We start from the raw sequence: 14,043 nt of genomic DNA on the forward strand, positions 1-14,043 counted from the left end.
GTATAGGGGTATGGGGAGTAATCCCCATATCTACTAGAGAATCTGGCACTTGGAAAAGAGGAAGAGGATTATTACAGAGCCGTTGCCTCCAGTTTTATGTTAAGTTGTGACAATGCACATGCAGTACATCCGAACCATCCGGATAAGACTGATAAAAATAATTGTGTGTATATGAATGAAGGAATTGTCGTGAAGTCCCATGCAGGACAGAAGTATACGAGCGATGGTGTCAGCATTGCTATTTTCCGTGATATTTGCAAAAAAGTAAATATACCAATTCAGTTCTTTGCAAATCGCTCTGACATGGAAGGGGGAAGTACACTGGGCAATATCGCAATGTCACAGGTATCAATGAATGCAATTGATATAGGCTTACCTCAGCTTGCAATGCATTCTGCATATGAGACTGCAGGAGTAAAGGATTGTTATTATATGATGAAGCAATGTCATTTAGTTAGCGTCGTGTATCTTAAATGGTTAGCCATCAAAAAATCAAAGATCTGTTTGAGTTAGCTGTAGAACATATTTGTTCTGATATTTCGGATTATTCCCTTCATCCGGATATCGATTTTCAAAGGAATCGAAAGATCTCATCTCAAAAACTTATTTCTTTTCTCGTTTCGCAAGGCTCTTCCTCCACCAAAGTGGAAATGCTTGACTTTTGGGGATTGGACGCTTCTTCCATGCCTACTTCTTCCGCTCTTAACCAGTAGCGTCAAAAGCTGAAACCGGCTGCCTTGGAAGCTGTGTTCAAACATTTTAATTCATCTGCCATGGGATTGCTCCCAAGTACTTTGAGCGATGGCAAATACCGCTTTCTGGCTGCCGATGGTTCGACCTGCACTTATTTCAGTACACCATCTTTCTCTTCCGCTGAATATTATTGCTCACCTGGAAATTCCATCAGAGGGGTCTACAGCATGCATTTGAATGCTTTTTATGACCTTACAACACACACCTATACAGATGCCCTGATCCAGCCTGTCCATTGCAAAAATATGGAAATTGTGACAATTCTTGAGAAGAATGAGTATAGTAAGTTGTTGGCATTTCTTCAGCAGGCAGATCCGGCTGCATTTGTAACGGTAAGTACGGTAAATGAAGTTATTGGCGAATGGAACAGAAAGAAAAGTGTTTTAGGATAGGAGTGAACCGCTATTGTCGGAGATATAGTTTTAGAATTATATTTTTTATAAAAATTTATGTATTTGATTGTGCAAGATGCCCGGGATATAATATAGACGAATTGAGAAACAGACTGTAAGTGGCGCCCTTGCAGAAAGTATAACAAAAGACTTTGGAGGAGAAAATCATGGCAGAAAATGCTTATCGTGTGGAAAAAGATTCTATTGGTACAAAGAACGTACCGGAAAATGTATACTATGGTGTCCAGTCACTCCGGGCGGCGGAAAATTTCCGTATTACAGGTCTTAACATGCATCCGGAAATTATAAACAGTCTGGCTTATATTAAGAAAGCTTCAGCAATTACAAATTGCGAAATTGGAATTCTGGATAAGAAAATTGCAAGTGCGATCGTACAGGCATGTGACGAGATTCTAGAAGGAAAGTTTCGTGACGATTTTATCGTAGATCCGATTCAGGGAGGTGCGGGGACTTCTTTGAACATGAACGCCAACGAAGTAATTGCCAATCGTTCTATTGAAATCCTTGGCGGACAAAAGGGTGACTATACAATTGTAAATCCGAATGATCATGTAAATTGTGGTCAGTCTACTAACGATGTAATTCCAACAGCCGGAAAAATGACTTCTCTTAGGCTTTTAGATAATCTGAAAAAGGAATTACTTCGTCTTCACACCGCACTTTCTGAAAAATCTAAAGAATTTGACCATGTGATTAAGATGGGACGTACACAGATGCAGGATGCTGTTCCGATACGTCTTGGACAAGAGTTTCATGCATATTCTGTTGCGATTCTCAGGGATATCAATCGTATGGACAAGGCGATGGATGAGATGCGTTCCGTGAATATGGGAGGAACAGCCGTTGGAACCGGTATCAATGCAGATGAGAATTATTTGAAGAGAATCGTACCGAATCTGGTAGAAGTGTCCGGCATGAATTTTGTTCAGGCATTTGATCTGGTGGATTCTACACAGAATCTGGATCCGTTTGTTTCAGTATCTGGTGCAATCAAGGCCTGTGCAGTTACTCTGTCTAAGATTGCGAATGATCTTCGACTGATGTCTTCAGGACCAAGAGCCGGTTTTGGAGAGATTAATCTGCCTGCTAAACAAAATGGTTCTTCCATTATGCCGGGAAAAGTAAATCCTGTTATCCCTGAGGTGGTCAATCAGGTAGCGTTCAATATTATTGGAAACGATGTTACAATCACTATGGCAGCAGAAGCAGGACAATTAGAACTGAATGCGTTTGAGCCGATTATTTTTTACTGTATGTTCCAATCTATTGATACACTTGCTTATGCGGTACAGACATTTGTGGATAACTGTATTTCTGGTATTACGGCCAATGAAGATCGTTGCCGCTATCTTGTTGAAAACAGTGTTGGAATTATAACAGCAATTTGTCCTCATGTTGGATATCAGAAAGCCGCTGATATCGCTAAGAAAGCAATAAGTACCGGTGATTCAGTACGCAAGCTTGTTGTTGAAGAAAAACTTTTGTCAGAGGAAGAATTCGATTATATCTTAGAACCGCGGCAGATGACTGAACCTGGAATACCTGGAAAAGATCTGTTGATGCGCGGCAAAGAAAGTGAATAGAAAGAGCAAGGTAGAAAAGTCATGAGCGAATATCGTATGGAACATGATACCATGGGAGAGGTGAAAGTTCCGGCAGAACATTTTTGGGGGGCACAGACTCAGAGAAGCTTTCAGAATTTTGAAATCGGTACCGAAAAAATGCCGCATGAAATCATAGAAGCATTAGTAATATTAAAACGTTCAGCTGCAAAGGCAAATAATCGTTTTGGAAAAATAACAAAGGAACAGATGAATGCTATTGTGGATAGTTGTGACCGGATTCTTAACGGAGAGTATGAAGAAGAATTCCCATTGAAAGTCTGGCAGACGGGGAGCGGAACGCAGAGCAACATGAATGTAAATGAAGTGATTACTCACATTGCTGCAAAGAATTACCCTGATATAAAGCTACATGCCAATGACCATGTAAATATGTCTCAGAGTTCAAATGATACTTTTCCGACAGCAATGAATATTGCCGCATTTATGTCTATCCGACGGAATTTGTATCCGGCGTTGGACAAAATGATAGAAACTATGAAATCTCTGGAGGAAAGGAATCAGCATATCATCAAGATCGGGAGAACACATTTGCAGGATGCAGTTCCTCTTCGTTTCTCACAGGAAATCAGTGGATGGAGAGGGATGCTGGAAGAAAACCGGAAGATGTTAGAAGAGTCCGTGGAACATCTGCGTTATCTTGCTGTCGGCGGTACTGCGGTTGGAACAGGGATTAATTGTCCGAAAAGCTTTGGAGTAGAATGCGCCTTGAATATCTCAGATTATTTGGGTGAGGGATTCCGTGCATCAGAGAATAAATTTCATGCATTGACATCAAAAGATGCATACGTATTTACGCATGGCGCACTGAAAGCACTGGCGGCCAATCTGATGAAAATTGCCAATGATATACGTTGGCTTGCCAGCGGTCCGAGATGTGGTATTGGGGAAATCAGTATCCCGGAAAATGAGCCCGGAAGTTCTATTATGCCCGGTAAAGTTAACCCTACCCAGTGTGAAGCAGTTACTATGGTTGCAGTACAGGTGATGGGAAATGATGCAACTGTCGGTTTTGCCGCATCTCAGGGAAATTTTGAATTAAATGTATTTATGCCGTTGCTTGCGTATAATATGTTGCAATCTGTGCGCCTTCTGAGTGATGCTATGGACTCTTTTAATAAGAACTGTCTGAGCGGCTTGAAAGCGAACGAGAATAAGATTCGGGAGAATCTGGACAATTCACTGATGTTGGTGACTTGTCTGAGCCCGGAGATTGGATATGAGTATGCAGCCGCTGCTGCGAAAAAAGCTTATAAGGAAAATAAATCTTTAAAAGAGGCTGTGATTGAACTTGGTTATATGAATAGCAGTGAATATGATGAGAAAGTAAATCCTGAGAAAATGGTATGAGGTGAGATAAATGGATTACGCAAAAGAATCATTAGAAATGCATTATGATTTGAGAGGGAAAATTGAAATGACATGCCGTGCGGCAGTGGATTCCAAAGAAGCCTTAAGTCTGGCTTATACTCCGGGAGTGGCTGAACCGTGTCTGGAGATTCAGAAGGATGTAAAAAAGAGCTATGCATTAACAAGACGTTGGAATACTGTGGCCGTTGTGACTGATGGAACGGCTGTGCTGGGACTGGGAGATATTGGACCTGAAGCAGGAATGCCGGTTATGGAAGGCAAATGTGTACTGTTTAAAGCGTTTGGTGATGTGGATGCAATTCCACTTTGTGTGCGCAGTAAGAATGTAGATGAGATTGTAAATACGGTTCGTTTGCTGGCAGGAAGTTTTGGAGGAATTAATCTGGAAGATATTTCTTCACCAAGATGCTTTGAAATAGAAAAAAAGTTGAAGGAAACTTGTGATATTCCAATTTTCCATGATGATCAGCACGGAACAGCAGTCGTCACACTTGCCGGAATCATTAATGCACTTAAGGTAGTTGGAAAAGAATTAAAAGACGTAAAGATTGTTACTTCAGGTGCTGGAGCCGCAGGAATTGCGATTATTAAACTTTTGATGTCTATGGGACTGAAAAATGTGATTATGACGGATAGAAAAGGCGCTATTTATGAGGGAAGAGAAGAGCTTAATCCAATAAAAGAAGAAATGGCAAAGATTACTAATTTTAATCACGAGAAAGGCTCTCTGGGAGAGGTGATTAAAGGAGCGGATGTGTTTATCGGTGTATCGGCACCTGGAACACTGACAGCTGATATGGTTCGCAGTATGGCAGATAAACCGGTGATTTTTGCCTGCGCAAATCCAACACCGGAGATACTGCCGGAGGAGGCAATAGCCGCAGGGGCAGCAGTTGTCTCAACCGGAAGATCCGATTATCCGAATCAGGTAAATAACGTACTTTGTTTCCCGGGAATTTTCCGCGGTGCACTGGATGTACAGGCAAGCGACATCAATGATGAAATGAAGGTGGCTGCTGCCTATGCAATTGCAGGTCTGGTAAGTGATGAGGAACTAAATGCAGAATATATATTACCTGCAGCATTTGATCCCAGAGTCAAGGATACGGTTGCCAGAGCAGTAAAAGAAGCTGCAATAAAAAGTGGCGTAGCTAGAAATTAAAGGTGTTTTTTGAGGTATGCAGGTGTTATAATTATTATAGGTTACACTTATATAGAAAACGGACGAAACTGATCGGGTTCGTCCGTTTTCAAATCGTTATCAAAGTGAATAGCTGAGGAATACGTTATGTTTAGCAATATGAGATATATTTATAAAATTTATAAAGAGGGAAGCTTTTCAAAAGCGGCAAAGGATCTTTATATTTCCCAACCGTCATTAAGTGCTACAGTGAAAAAGGTGGAACAAAAAATAGGAATGCCGTTATTTGAGAGAAGTACCAATCCGATTCAGCTTACAGAATGTGGAAAACAGTATATTAAGACAGCAGAACAATTAATGAATCTCGAAGAACAATTTGCAAATTATGTGGAAGATCTGAATGAACTTAAGGTGGGACATCTGGCAATAGGCGGGACGTATCTTTTTTCAGCTTTTGTTGTTTCAACAGCTATTCTGAAATTTCAGGAAAAGTATCCGAACGTGAAGGTGAGCCTGTTTGAAGGAAGCACGCCGATTTTGGAAGAAAAGCTATTTTCCGGAGAACTGGATATGATTATTGATAATTATCCGATGAATGAGGACATTTATGAAAAAAAATATTTTATGAAGGAACATCTTGTTTTGGCAGTTCCTTCTGGTCACCATAGTAATCAGGAGGCAAAGCAGTGGAAACTGACAGCGGAAGATATACAAAATAATGTACATACAAAAAAGGAAATTCAGGGTGTGCCGTTAAAGTTGTTTGCTGATGAGCCTTTTGTAATGTTGAGAGCGCATAATGATACAAGAGAGAGGGTTGAAGCTATTTGTAAAAGAGCGGAAATTAATCCCAAAGTAGCGCTGAAACTGAATCAGTTAATGACCGTGTATCATTTGACGGAGAAAGGAATGGGAAATGCGATTCTTAGCGATACGGTAGTAAAATGTATGCCGCCAAGTCCCGGAATTGTTTATTATAAGATTGATGATCCATCTGCAGAAAGAAACGTTTATTTCTATTATCGTAAGAATAAATACTTCACAAAAAGTATGGATGAATTTATTAAGGTGGCGATTTCGGATCAAAGGTGAGCATAAATATCTTTTTCCCTGCTTGACGCTCCTCTTACGAGGAGGCTGTAAAATGATTCCAGAGCAGATCAAAGGAGGAATCAGAAATGAAGATGCGAGAAGATGTAAAGTAATGATTCATCTTGCAACGATAAAAAAAGAAACGTATTGTGGAATTTCGTCTTGATAGAGCTTTGTGGGAAATGTATAATTGAAATCAGACAAAGTATACCAATTCCCGGGGGTGTATCATGAACGAGCTTTCACAAAATCTGTTAAATCAGGAGCAGGCAATCAAGCATTTCCTGCATGATTACGCAAATAAAGAAAAGGGTGGACAAACGATTCAGAATATTCTTGCTGATGCAGGCAGATACTATGATGCGGACCGTGCCTATATTCTGGAATGGAATGTTCAGAAGACGGCAGTCAACAACACGTATGAATGGTGCCGTGAGGGAGTCGCGGCCAAAAGAAATGCGCTTCAGAATATCCCTGCCGACATGGTGGAAGGCTGGTTCAGGCTGGTTAAAGAAAGAGGAGAATTTTTTGTTTCGGCACAGGATGAAGAGTTTGTCTTTGGATCAGAGACATACCAGATCCTTGAACTAAGAGGGATCGACAGTGCAGGGGTTTCGCCTCTTGTGGTGGATGGCGAGATCATAGGCTTTTTCGGAGTAGATAATCCCAAACGGAATACCGGACATCTTCTGCTTCTATCTGTTATTTCATCGACTTGCTGTATTGAGATTGCGAACAAACGACTGGAAGATTCTAATAAAGCATTAGAAGAACGGATGAAGATCATCCAGTCATTGAGTGAAATTTATACATCGGTATATTATATTGATCTTACAAAGAATTATTTTACAGAGCTCTCATCGGTATCTGATGTACGTACGCACATCGGAGCATCCGGTGATGCACAGGAACGGCTGAATTATTTTTCCCATCATATGGTGACTCCTGACTGCACGGATGAGTTACAGGTATTTGTAGATCTTTCCACTTTGGAGGAACGGCTCAAAAACACCCGGATCATATCGAAACAATATCGAAGTACCATTTTCCCTTCTGCGGAAGCCGGGGGATCGGCGGCAAGCTGGGGACAGTGCTCCTTTATTGAAGGAAATCGGGATCCCGAGGGCAGGTTGACACATGTTTTTTTGCCACGCAGTCCATTCATGGGGCTAAGCTTCAGGAACTGGAGGCCAAAAAGAAACTTCAGGAGACCAATGAGGAGCTTACCGTTCTTCTTCAAAACGAGAAGCAGCACACGGCCATTATCGGTTCCCTGAGCAGTATTTTCTTTGCACTTTATTATATTGATATAGAAGAGAACTCTTACCAGGAACTTATCTCGGTCGACAGTTCGCACCATGTTTACAGCAAAAAGGGAAATGCACGGGAATGCCTGAAAAGGATAGTCAAAACGCAGGTTTCGGAAGAATCCCGACCGAACATGCGGATTTTTACGAATCTGAATACGCTTGACGCGAGGTTGGGGGAAAAAACAATCATTATTCAGGAGTATATTTCTGTATCCGGAGGATGGATCAGATGCGCATTTATTCCGGTCGAGAAAAATGCAGACGGAAGAAATAAAAAAGTGATCTGTACATTTCGGAATATCACTGCCGAAAAAGCAACGATGGGAATCCAGGATAATCTGATTCAGGCGCTGGCTGTCTCCTATGAAAATGTATATGCAATCAATATGAATACCGGAGAAGCCGTCTGCTATCGTATGGGGCAGACGATGAGTGACCGCTACGGCACGAAGTTTGCAGCGGGAAATTATGACCGGAATCTCAGCGCTTATATCGACAATGACGTCTTTGAAGAAGACCGGCATCTATTTGACGATGTCCGTACGGTGGCCGGTGTGAGCACGCTTCTGGAAGATAAACAGGCTTATTATTTTAATTACAGAGTCTTTCGGAATAGTGAAATGCAGTATTTTCAGTGCCAGATCGTAAAACCGCTCAGAGAGCGAAAAGAATTTGCCGTTGCGTTTAAAAATATTGACGAAGAGAAAAAGAAAGAGCTCGCCCAGCAGAAGAAGATTGAGGATGCGCTTACAGCCGTTGAGAGAACCAACGAGACACTGAAGGATGAAATGGAGATTGCCAATGCACTGAGCAAAGAGTATCCGGACGTTACACTGATCAATTTTGAAGAAGACAGTGCCACGACTCTCAAAAAGAACGGAAATCTTATTCCCAAGGATAAGCGCGTCTCAAGACATTCCTACAATACGACCTGGGATTACTATATTTCCAAATATGTTGTGGACGAGGATAAGAAAAAATTGAAAGATGCCGTCTCTGTTCAGAATGTGCTTCGCGCTCTGGAAGAAAGTGATGAGTATGTATGCAATTATCGTGTAAATTATGATGAAAGCGGCACCCATTATTTCCAGGCGGTCTTTATCCGGATCTATTTCTGGGCACACATCGGAAAGCTGGATTATTCTGGGATTCCGAAATGTCGATTCGATCGTGGAAGAAGAAAGAAAACATATCAAAACTTTGGAGACACAAAGTGAGATTATAGAGGGAATTGGCTCAGAGTACTATTCTGTTCTTCTTGTTGATCCGGAAACGGATACCGTGACCACTTACCGCGCACAGGATGAAGACGGCCGTGCTATTGCGGAGCATTTTTGTAAGCATAATGGCTGTTGGTCAAAAGGATTGCGCAGTTACGCAGAGGAACTTGTTTCGGAAGAAAGCCGCGGTGAATTTATCGAAAAACTGTCGTTGGATCATATTCGTGCAGACGGCAAAGACTACTCTTTGACTTATGAAAAACATACAGATGACGGAACCATATATCTGCAGGCAAGGGTTGCGTTTGTAGAGAAAAAAGACGGTGGTTTCGTCGCAGTAGTCGGTACCAGAAATGTAGATGATCTGATCAAGAAGGAGCGCCAGCAGGAAATGGCACTGCAGGCAGCATTTGATGCGGCAGAAGCGGCAAATAAGGCTAAGACGGATTTTCTGTCCAATATGTCCCATGATATCCGCACACCTATGAACGGCATTATCGGAATGACGGCAATTGCCGCGTCGCATATTGATGATAAAGAGCGGGTTCAGGATAGCCTTCAGAAAATTACTCAGGCGAGCAAATATCTGCTCAGCCTGATCAACGAAGTTCTGGATATGAGTAAAATCGAGTCAGGAAAAGTGGATCTGATCGAGGAAGAGTTTAAACTTTCCGACCTGGTGGATAATCTGCTCTCTATGACCAGTTCACAAATCGCAGAGCACCATCATGAGCTTTCTGTCAACATTTCCGGTGTGATCCATGAAGAGGTAATCGGTGACAGCCTCCGCATCCAGAAGGTGTTCACCAATCTGATGGGAAATGCGGTAAAATTCACACCGGATGGCGGAAAGATCCGGCTCTCTATTTCTGAAAAACCTTCGAACCAGGCGGAAATCGGCTGCTATGAATTCGTTTTTGAAGATAACGGAATGGGGATGAGTGAAGAATTCATGGAGAAGATTTTTGAACCGTTCACCCGAGCAGAAGATGGATGCGTAAATAAAATACAGGGGACCGGTCTTGGCATGCCGATCAGCCGGAATATTGTCCGCATGATGGGAGGAGATATCAAGGTTGAAAGTAAGCCGGGAGTCGGTTCGCGCTTTACGGTGACGATGTACCTCAGGCTTCAGGAAGGCTCGGATGTACAGTATGACAAATTTGTTGATCTGGATGTACTTGTGGCGAATGATGATGAATTAAGTCTCGAGTCCTGCCGCGGCATGCTGAATGATATGGGGATGAAAGCCGAGGGTGTGTCTACAGGGGCCGAGGCTGTTGATCATATTGTGCTTCACCATAACCAGAAGCGGGATTATTTTGCCTGCATTATTGACTGGAAGATGCCGGATATGGACGGGGTTGCAACGACAAGAGCAATACGGAAAGCCGTGGGAAATGACGTGCCGATCATAATCATCTCTGCCTATGACTGGTCGGATATTGAGCAGGAGGCCAGAGCGGCCGGTGCAAATGCATTTATCAGTAAGCCGCTGTTCCGCTCCAGACTGACAAAAACGTTCAATACTCTTGTAGGAGACGAGAAAGCACAAGAACCGAATATACCGTTTGTTGATCTGAAAAATATGGATCTGACAGGCCGCCGCGCGTTGCTGGTAGAAGATAATGAACTGAACGCAGAAATTGCAACAGTCATCCTGGGAACAACGGGGCTCGCAATCGAGCATGTGGCTGACGGTACGGAGGCCGTTGACAGAATGGCATCATGTAAGGACGGTTATTACGATATCATCTTTATGGATATCCAGATGCCGCGGATGAACGGGTATGATGCTACCAGAGCGATCCGCTCCATGGATCGGAATTACTGCAGACAGGTACCAATCGTTGCCATGACGGCAAATGCATTTGCGGAGGACGTACAGGCGGCCAAAACGGTTGGTATGAATGAGCATATTGCCAAACCGCTTGATCTCAAATCGCTTGCCAGAACACTGGACAGATGGTTGAACTAATGTAAGAAGGATGACAGAATATGTAACAATTTGAATCTATTTTGCTGAGAGTCTGGCTGTTTGCCAGGCTCTTGCGTTATGAGCAAAATTATTTTCTGTGAATGATTTCTTCCAGTACTTGTTTGTCAATCTTCCCGGAAGCAATGGTGTGATCCAGCCACAGATTCAGGGAATCGATGGCAAGAGCCATTTTCGACAATTCATCTTTGATTCTAAGAAAATCAGGCAGTTCATCTTCCGTAAGTTCGCCGTCTACTGTTATTTCAATAAGACGTTCCTTCGCGTGTGACAGCCGATTCAATGTGGCTAGCATCTCCAGGGTAATCTGGGAGAGTTCTTTTGCATGAATCTCAGGTACATACTCGATTCCAATCGGGCATTCATGAGAGCAGAAATAGTTGCATAAAGAAGGATTTTTGTAGCAGTCTGCCATCGCAAGTACCTCTTCCGGATGCGGCAGTGTCCGTTCATTTTCGATTTTTTCAATACGGTCAGAAGAAATGAAGCCAAGTTTCTCGGCTGCTGCTTCCCGGGAATATTCCATATTTTCCCGGCTGATCTGATAAATATTTTTAATTTCTTTTGTTGATTTTCTTCCCATAATAAAATCCCCCTAATTAATCTGATCCTGAAAATATTATATATGATATTGACAACGAAGGGAATTTATTTATTCTTAAGATTTACTTTATATCACCTCAAAAAAGGAGAAATAGATGATACTAATTCGCAAATGATTTTGTTTATTTGAAGGAAGGATTCAAGTATAATATTGGCATAATCTGGCGGAAAGGAGAATAGGAAGATGAGTATAGAACAGAGAGTCAGGATGTGCCTTATGATTGAGAGAATACACGAACAGAAAGATTACAGTAAGATACTTGGACTGGAAGAAAATTCAAAATTCCATGGGAAAAGAATCGCAGAAGAGGAGGATGAAGAACGATGTTAACATTCATATTTACAATTTTCATGTTTTTGATATTTGGAAAAATACTTGTTTTTGCGGTGAAAGCAGCATGGGGAATTTCAAAAATCATAGCCAGTGTTGTGCTGCTTCCGTTATTTTTAACCGGCCTTGTGGCAGTCGGCCTGATTAAAATTGCATTTCCGGTGTTGTTGATCGTGGGTGTGATTTCACTGTTTGCGCCGAAGCGTTTATAGGAAAAACGTACTGCTAAAAGTTATTTTTAAGTCTAAAAACTAATAAAAGGAGAATGAAAAATGTATCAGATTAAAAATTTTATGGAAAACGATGATGTGAAGGTAATTGATTCTTTGGGAGCATTTTCAGTGGTTGAGTACCAGCGCGACTTAAGTGTTATGCCGGAAACGGCAATGGAAGCATTTTATGCGAGCCAGATGAATGTTCGAAAAAGGCAGGTTGTCTGTGATGTCTCCAAATCGAATGTGACGGTTCAGGCAGGCGCGATGCAGTGGATGGTCGGGAATGTAAAGGCCACAACGGGAATCAAAGGCGTCGGCGATCTGTTCGGAAAAGCAGTGCGCGGTTCCGTGACAGGAGAATCGGCAATCAAACCGGAATATACCGGAGACGGAACATTGGTGCTTGAACCGACGTATCAACATATTTTGCTGTTGGATTTAAGCAAATGGAATGGTTCGGTTGTGCTGGATGACGGACTCTTTCTTGCATGTGAATCCTCATTAAAACACAAAGCAGTGATGAGGTCGAATCTGTCTTCCGCAGCTGCCGGAAATGAAGGATTATTCAATCTGGGTATTCAGGGAAACGGAATCGTCTGTCTCGAATCACCCTGCCCGAAAGAAGAGTTGGTGGAAGTTACGCTGGATAAGGATGTTTTGAAAGTAGACGGGAACTTTGCTATTGCATGGAGTGGCAGTCTGGAATTTACCGTGGAGCGCTCCGGGAAAAGTTTACTCGGATCGGCAGCATCGGGAGAAGGGTTGGTAAATGTGTACCGCGGAACCGGAAAGGTGCTGCTTGCACCGGTCAGATAGTAACAAAGTTGCAGGTCTTGCATTGAACTTGTTTGTGGAGAATGATAATATGATATCAGACATTACAAATATCTGGTCTTGATGCGAGGAGAAAAGATTGATATGCCAAAGGGAACGAATCAGAAATTTAAATTATACCGGGTTGCACAGATCATGCTGGAGAGGACGGATGAAAATCACTATATCACAATGCCGGAACTTCTGGAGGCGTTAAGAGAGTATGATATCACCGCAGACAGAAAGAGCGTTTATTCGGATTTGAAAGATCTGGAAAAGTTCGGGGTTGAGGTTGCGGGAGAGCCGGTGGGTAACCGGTACCATTATCACGTGATCGACCGTCCTTTCGAACTTCCGGAACTGAAGCTTCTGGTGGATGCGATCCAGTCTTCCAGGTTCATCACAGAACGAAAATCGAATGCATTGATCAAGAAGCTGGAAAAACTGGTCAGCAAATATGATGCAATGAAGCTGCAGCGCCAAGTATATGTATCCGGGCGAATCAAGACCATGAACGAGAGCATTTATTATACGGTCGACGCGATCCACAATGCGATTTCGGAGAATAAGAAAATCCGTTTCCAATATTTTCAGTGGAATGTAAAGAAACAGATGGAACTGCGCCATGATGGAGCTTATTATCAGATTAGCCCATGGGGACTTTCATGGCATGATGATAATTATTATCTGGTTGGATATGATTCGGAGGCCGGGAAGATCAAGCATTACCGTGTAGATAAGATGCTGCATATCCAAATGTGTGATGAAGCCAGAGAAGGGAAAGAACATTTTAAGAAACTGGACATGGCTGAATATGCTAAGAAGAGTTTTGGAATGTTTGGAGGAAAAGAATGTCAGGTCAAACTTCTGGTAGATAATGCGCTGGCGGGAGTTATCATTGACAGGTTCGGGAAAGATGTGATGCTTGTCCCGGTGGATGAGGAGCGTTGTACAGTGAATGTGAAAGTCTATGTCAGCGGGCAATTCCTCGGGTGGATTATTTCGCTTGGAGAAGGAGTGAAAGTGGTTGGACCGGATGATGTTGTGGAAATGATGAAAGAAGAGATTAAAAGGTTGACGCGACAGTATGTATAGGGGGGAATGTGGGAAGGGGACATAGCCACCCCTTTAAAGCAGATCAAGGACCTTCTTGAGTTGCTTTT

General features: G+C 42.4%; 13 protein-coding genes and 1 pseudogene. 13 read left to right on the plus strand and 1 reads right to left on the minus strand.

Annotation, left to right across the window (positions count from 1 at the left end; all coding sequences use genetic code 11):
• Positions 1 to 39: 39 nt before the first annotated feature.
• From ACTNBF_RS11945 to ACTNBF_RS11985, 9 genes and pseudogenes are all read left to right on the plus strand, one after another.
• Positions 40 to 513, plus strand: a pseudogene (locus ACTNBF_RS11945) (hypothetical protein); the annotation flags it as partial.
• A gap of 260 nt (positions 514 to 773) precedes the next feature.
• Complete coding sequence (locus ACTNBF_RS11950) at positions 774 to 1,145, plus strand: DUF2179 domain-containing protein (RefSeq protein ID WP_441089326.1); 372 nt, start codon at positions 774 to 776, stop codon at positions 1,143 to 1,145.
• Between the two features lie 167 nt (positions 1,146 to 1,312).
• Positions 1,313 to 2,749: an aspartate ammonia-lyase gene (locus tag ACTNBF_RS11955; RefSeq protein WP_320856125.1), complete on the plus strand. Its 1,437-nt coding sequence runs from the start codon at positions 1,313 to 1,315 to the stop codon at positions 2,747 to 2,749.
• A gap of 21 nt (positions 2,750 to 2,770) precedes the next feature.
• A complete protein-coding gene (fumC, locus tag ACTNBF_RS11960; RefSeq protein WP_320856124.1) occupies positions 2,771 to 4,138 on the plus strand; it encodes a class II fumarate hydratase in 1,368 nt (455 codons plus the stop codon).
• Positions 4,139 to 4,148: 10 nt separating this feature from the next.
• The gene (locus ACTNBF_RS11965; protein ID WP_441089327.1) at positions 4,149 to 5,321 is read left to right on the plus strand and encodes an NAD(P)-dependent malic enzyme; all 1,173 of its coding nucleotides are present in this window, start codon (positions 4,149 to 4,151) and stop codon (positions 5,319 to 5,321) included.
• Between the two features lie 138 nt (positions 5,322 to 5,459).
• Positions 5,460 to 6,392 carry a LysR family transcriptional regulator gene (locus ACTNBF_RS11970; RefSeq protein WP_427806014.1) on the plus strand — a complete coding sequence of 311 codons (933 nt, stop codon included), beginning with the start codon at positions 5,460 to 5,462 and terminating at the stop codon, positions 6,390 to 6,392.
• A gap of 230 nt (positions 6,393 to 6,622) precedes the next feature.
• Entirely contained in the window at positions 6,623 to 7,669 is a 1,047-nt protein-coding gene (locus ACTNBF_RS11975; protein WP_427820485.1) for a GAF domain-containing protein, read from the plus strand.
• 164 nt (positions 7,670 to 7,833) lie between these two features.
• Positions 7,834 to 8,919: a hypothetical protein gene (locus ACTNBF_RS11980; protein WP_427820484.1), complete on the plus strand. Its 1,086-nt coding sequence runs from the start codon at positions 7,834 to 7,836 to the stop codon at positions 8,917 to 8,919.
• Positions 8,920 to 9,313: 394 nt separating this feature from the next.
• The gene (locus ACTNBF_RS11985) at positions 9,314 to 10,900 is read left to right on the plus strand and encodes an ATP-binding response regulator (protein ID WP_441089340.1); all 1,587 of its coding nucleotides are present in this window, start codon (positions 9,314 to 9,316) and stop codon (positions 10,898 to 10,900) included.
• An 88-nt stretch (positions 10,901 to 10,988) separates the two neighbouring features.
• Here the strand turns inward: ACTNBF_RS11985 and ACTNBF_RS11990 are convergent, their stop codons facing one another.
• Entirely contained in the window at positions 10,989 to 11,501 is a 513-nt protein-coding gene (locus tag ACTNBF_RS11990; RefSeq protein ID WP_441017979.1) for a helix-turn-helix domain-containing protein, read from the minus strand.
• A gap of 204 nt (positions 11,502 to 11,705) precedes the next feature.
• On the opposite strand from ACTNBF_RS11990, the gene ACTNBF_RS11995 reads away from it, so the two are divergent.
• The 4 genes from ACTNBF_RS11995 (at position 11,706) to ACTNBF_RS12010 (ending at position 13,975) form a co-directional block, all read left to right on the plus strand.
• Positions 11,706 to 11,852: a hypothetical protein gene (locus tag ACTNBF_RS11995; RefSeq protein WP_427806013.1), complete on the plus strand. Its 147-nt coding sequence runs from the start codon at positions 11,706 to 11,708 to the stop codon at positions 11,850 to 11,852.
• Complete coding sequence (locus ACTNBF_RS12000) at positions 11,846 to 12,064, plus strand: hypothetical protein (RefSeq protein ID WP_441050027.1); 219 nt, start codon at positions 11,846 to 11,848, stop codon at positions 12,062 to 12,064. Before ACTNBF_RS11995 ends, ACTNBF_RS12000 begins: the two co-directional genes overlap by 7 nt.
• A gap of 60 nt (positions 12,065 to 12,124) precedes the next feature.
• Positions 12,125 to 12,883 (plus strand): AIM24 family protein, encoded by a 759-nt coding sequence (locus ACTNBF_RS12005; RefSeq protein ID WP_441050028.1) that lies wholly within the window; start codon positions 12,125 to 12,127, stop codon positions 12,881 to 12,883.
• A 102-nt stretch (positions 12,884 to 12,985) separates the two neighbouring features.
• Complete coding sequence (locus tag ACTNBF_RS12010; protein ID WP_441089328.1) at positions 12,986 to 13,975, plus strand: helix-turn-helix transcriptional regulator; 990 nt, start codon at positions 12,986 to 12,988, stop codon at positions 13,973 to 13,975.
• The last annotated feature ends 68 nt before the right edge of the window (positions 13,976 to 14,043 follow it).

Origin of the sequence: Bariatricus sp. HCP28S3_A4 (assembly GCF_052066395.1) — a bacterium.
Classification (GTDB): domain Bacteria; phylum Bacillota; class Clostridia; order Lachnospirales; family Lachnospiraceae; genus Allocoprococcus.

Excerpts from the sequence above, each read along its gene's own strand:
- ACTNBF_RS11975 (WP_427820485.1), top strand. The coding sequence starts at position 6,623 with ATGAACGAGCTTTCACAAAATCTGTTAAATCAGGAGCAGGCAATCAAG.
- ACTNBF_RS11985 (WP_441089340.1), top strand. The coding sequence starts at position 9,314 with ATGGCACTGCAGGCAGCATTTGATGCGGCAGAAGCGGCAAATAAGGCT.
- ACTNBF_RS12010 (WP_441089328.1), top strand. The coding sequence starts at position 12,986 with ATGCCAAAGGGAACGAATCAGAAATTTAAATTATACCGGGTTGCACAG.
- ACTNBF_RS11970 (WP_427806014.1), top strand. The coding sequence starts at position 5,460 with ATGAGATATATTTATAAAATTTATAAAGAGGGAAGCTTTTCAAAAGCG.
- ACTNBF_RS11950 (WP_441089326.1), top strand. The coding sequence starts at position 774 with ATGGGATTGCTCCCAAGTACTTTGAGCGATGGCAAATACCGCTTTCTG.
- fumC (WP_320856124.1), top strand. The coding sequence starts at position 2,771 with ATGAGCGAATATCGTATGGAACATGATACCATGGGAGAGGTGAAAGTT.
- ACTNBF_RS11955 (WP_320856125.1), top strand. The coding sequence starts at position 1,313 with ATGGCAGAAAATGCTTATCGTGTGGAAAAAGATTCTATTGGTACAAAG.
- ACTNBF_RS11980 (WP_427820484.1), top strand. The coding sequence starts at position 7,834 with ATGCGGATTTTTACGAATCTGAATACGCTTGACGCGAGGTTGGGGGAA.
- ACTNBF_RS11965 (WP_441089327.1), top strand. The coding sequence starts at position 4,149 with ATGGATTACGCAAAAGAATCATTAGAAATGCATTATGATTTGAGAGGG.
- ACTNBF_RS11990 (WP_441017979.1), bottom strand. The coding sequence starts at position 11,501 with ATGGGAAGAAAATCAACAAAAGAAATTAAAAATATTTATCAGATCAGC.
- ACTNBF_RS12005 (WP_441050028.1), top strand. The coding sequence starts at position 12,125 with ATGTATCAGATTAAAAATTTTATGGAAAACGATGATGTGAAGGTAATT.
- ACTNBF_RS12000 (WP_441050027.1), top strand. The coding sequence starts at position 11,846 with ATGTTAACATTCATATTTACAATTTTCATGTTTTTGATATTTGGAAAA.
- ACTNBF_RS11995 (WP_427806013.1), top strand. The coding sequence starts at position 11,706 with ATGAGTATAGAACAGAGAGTCAGGATGTGCCTTATGATTGAGAGAATA.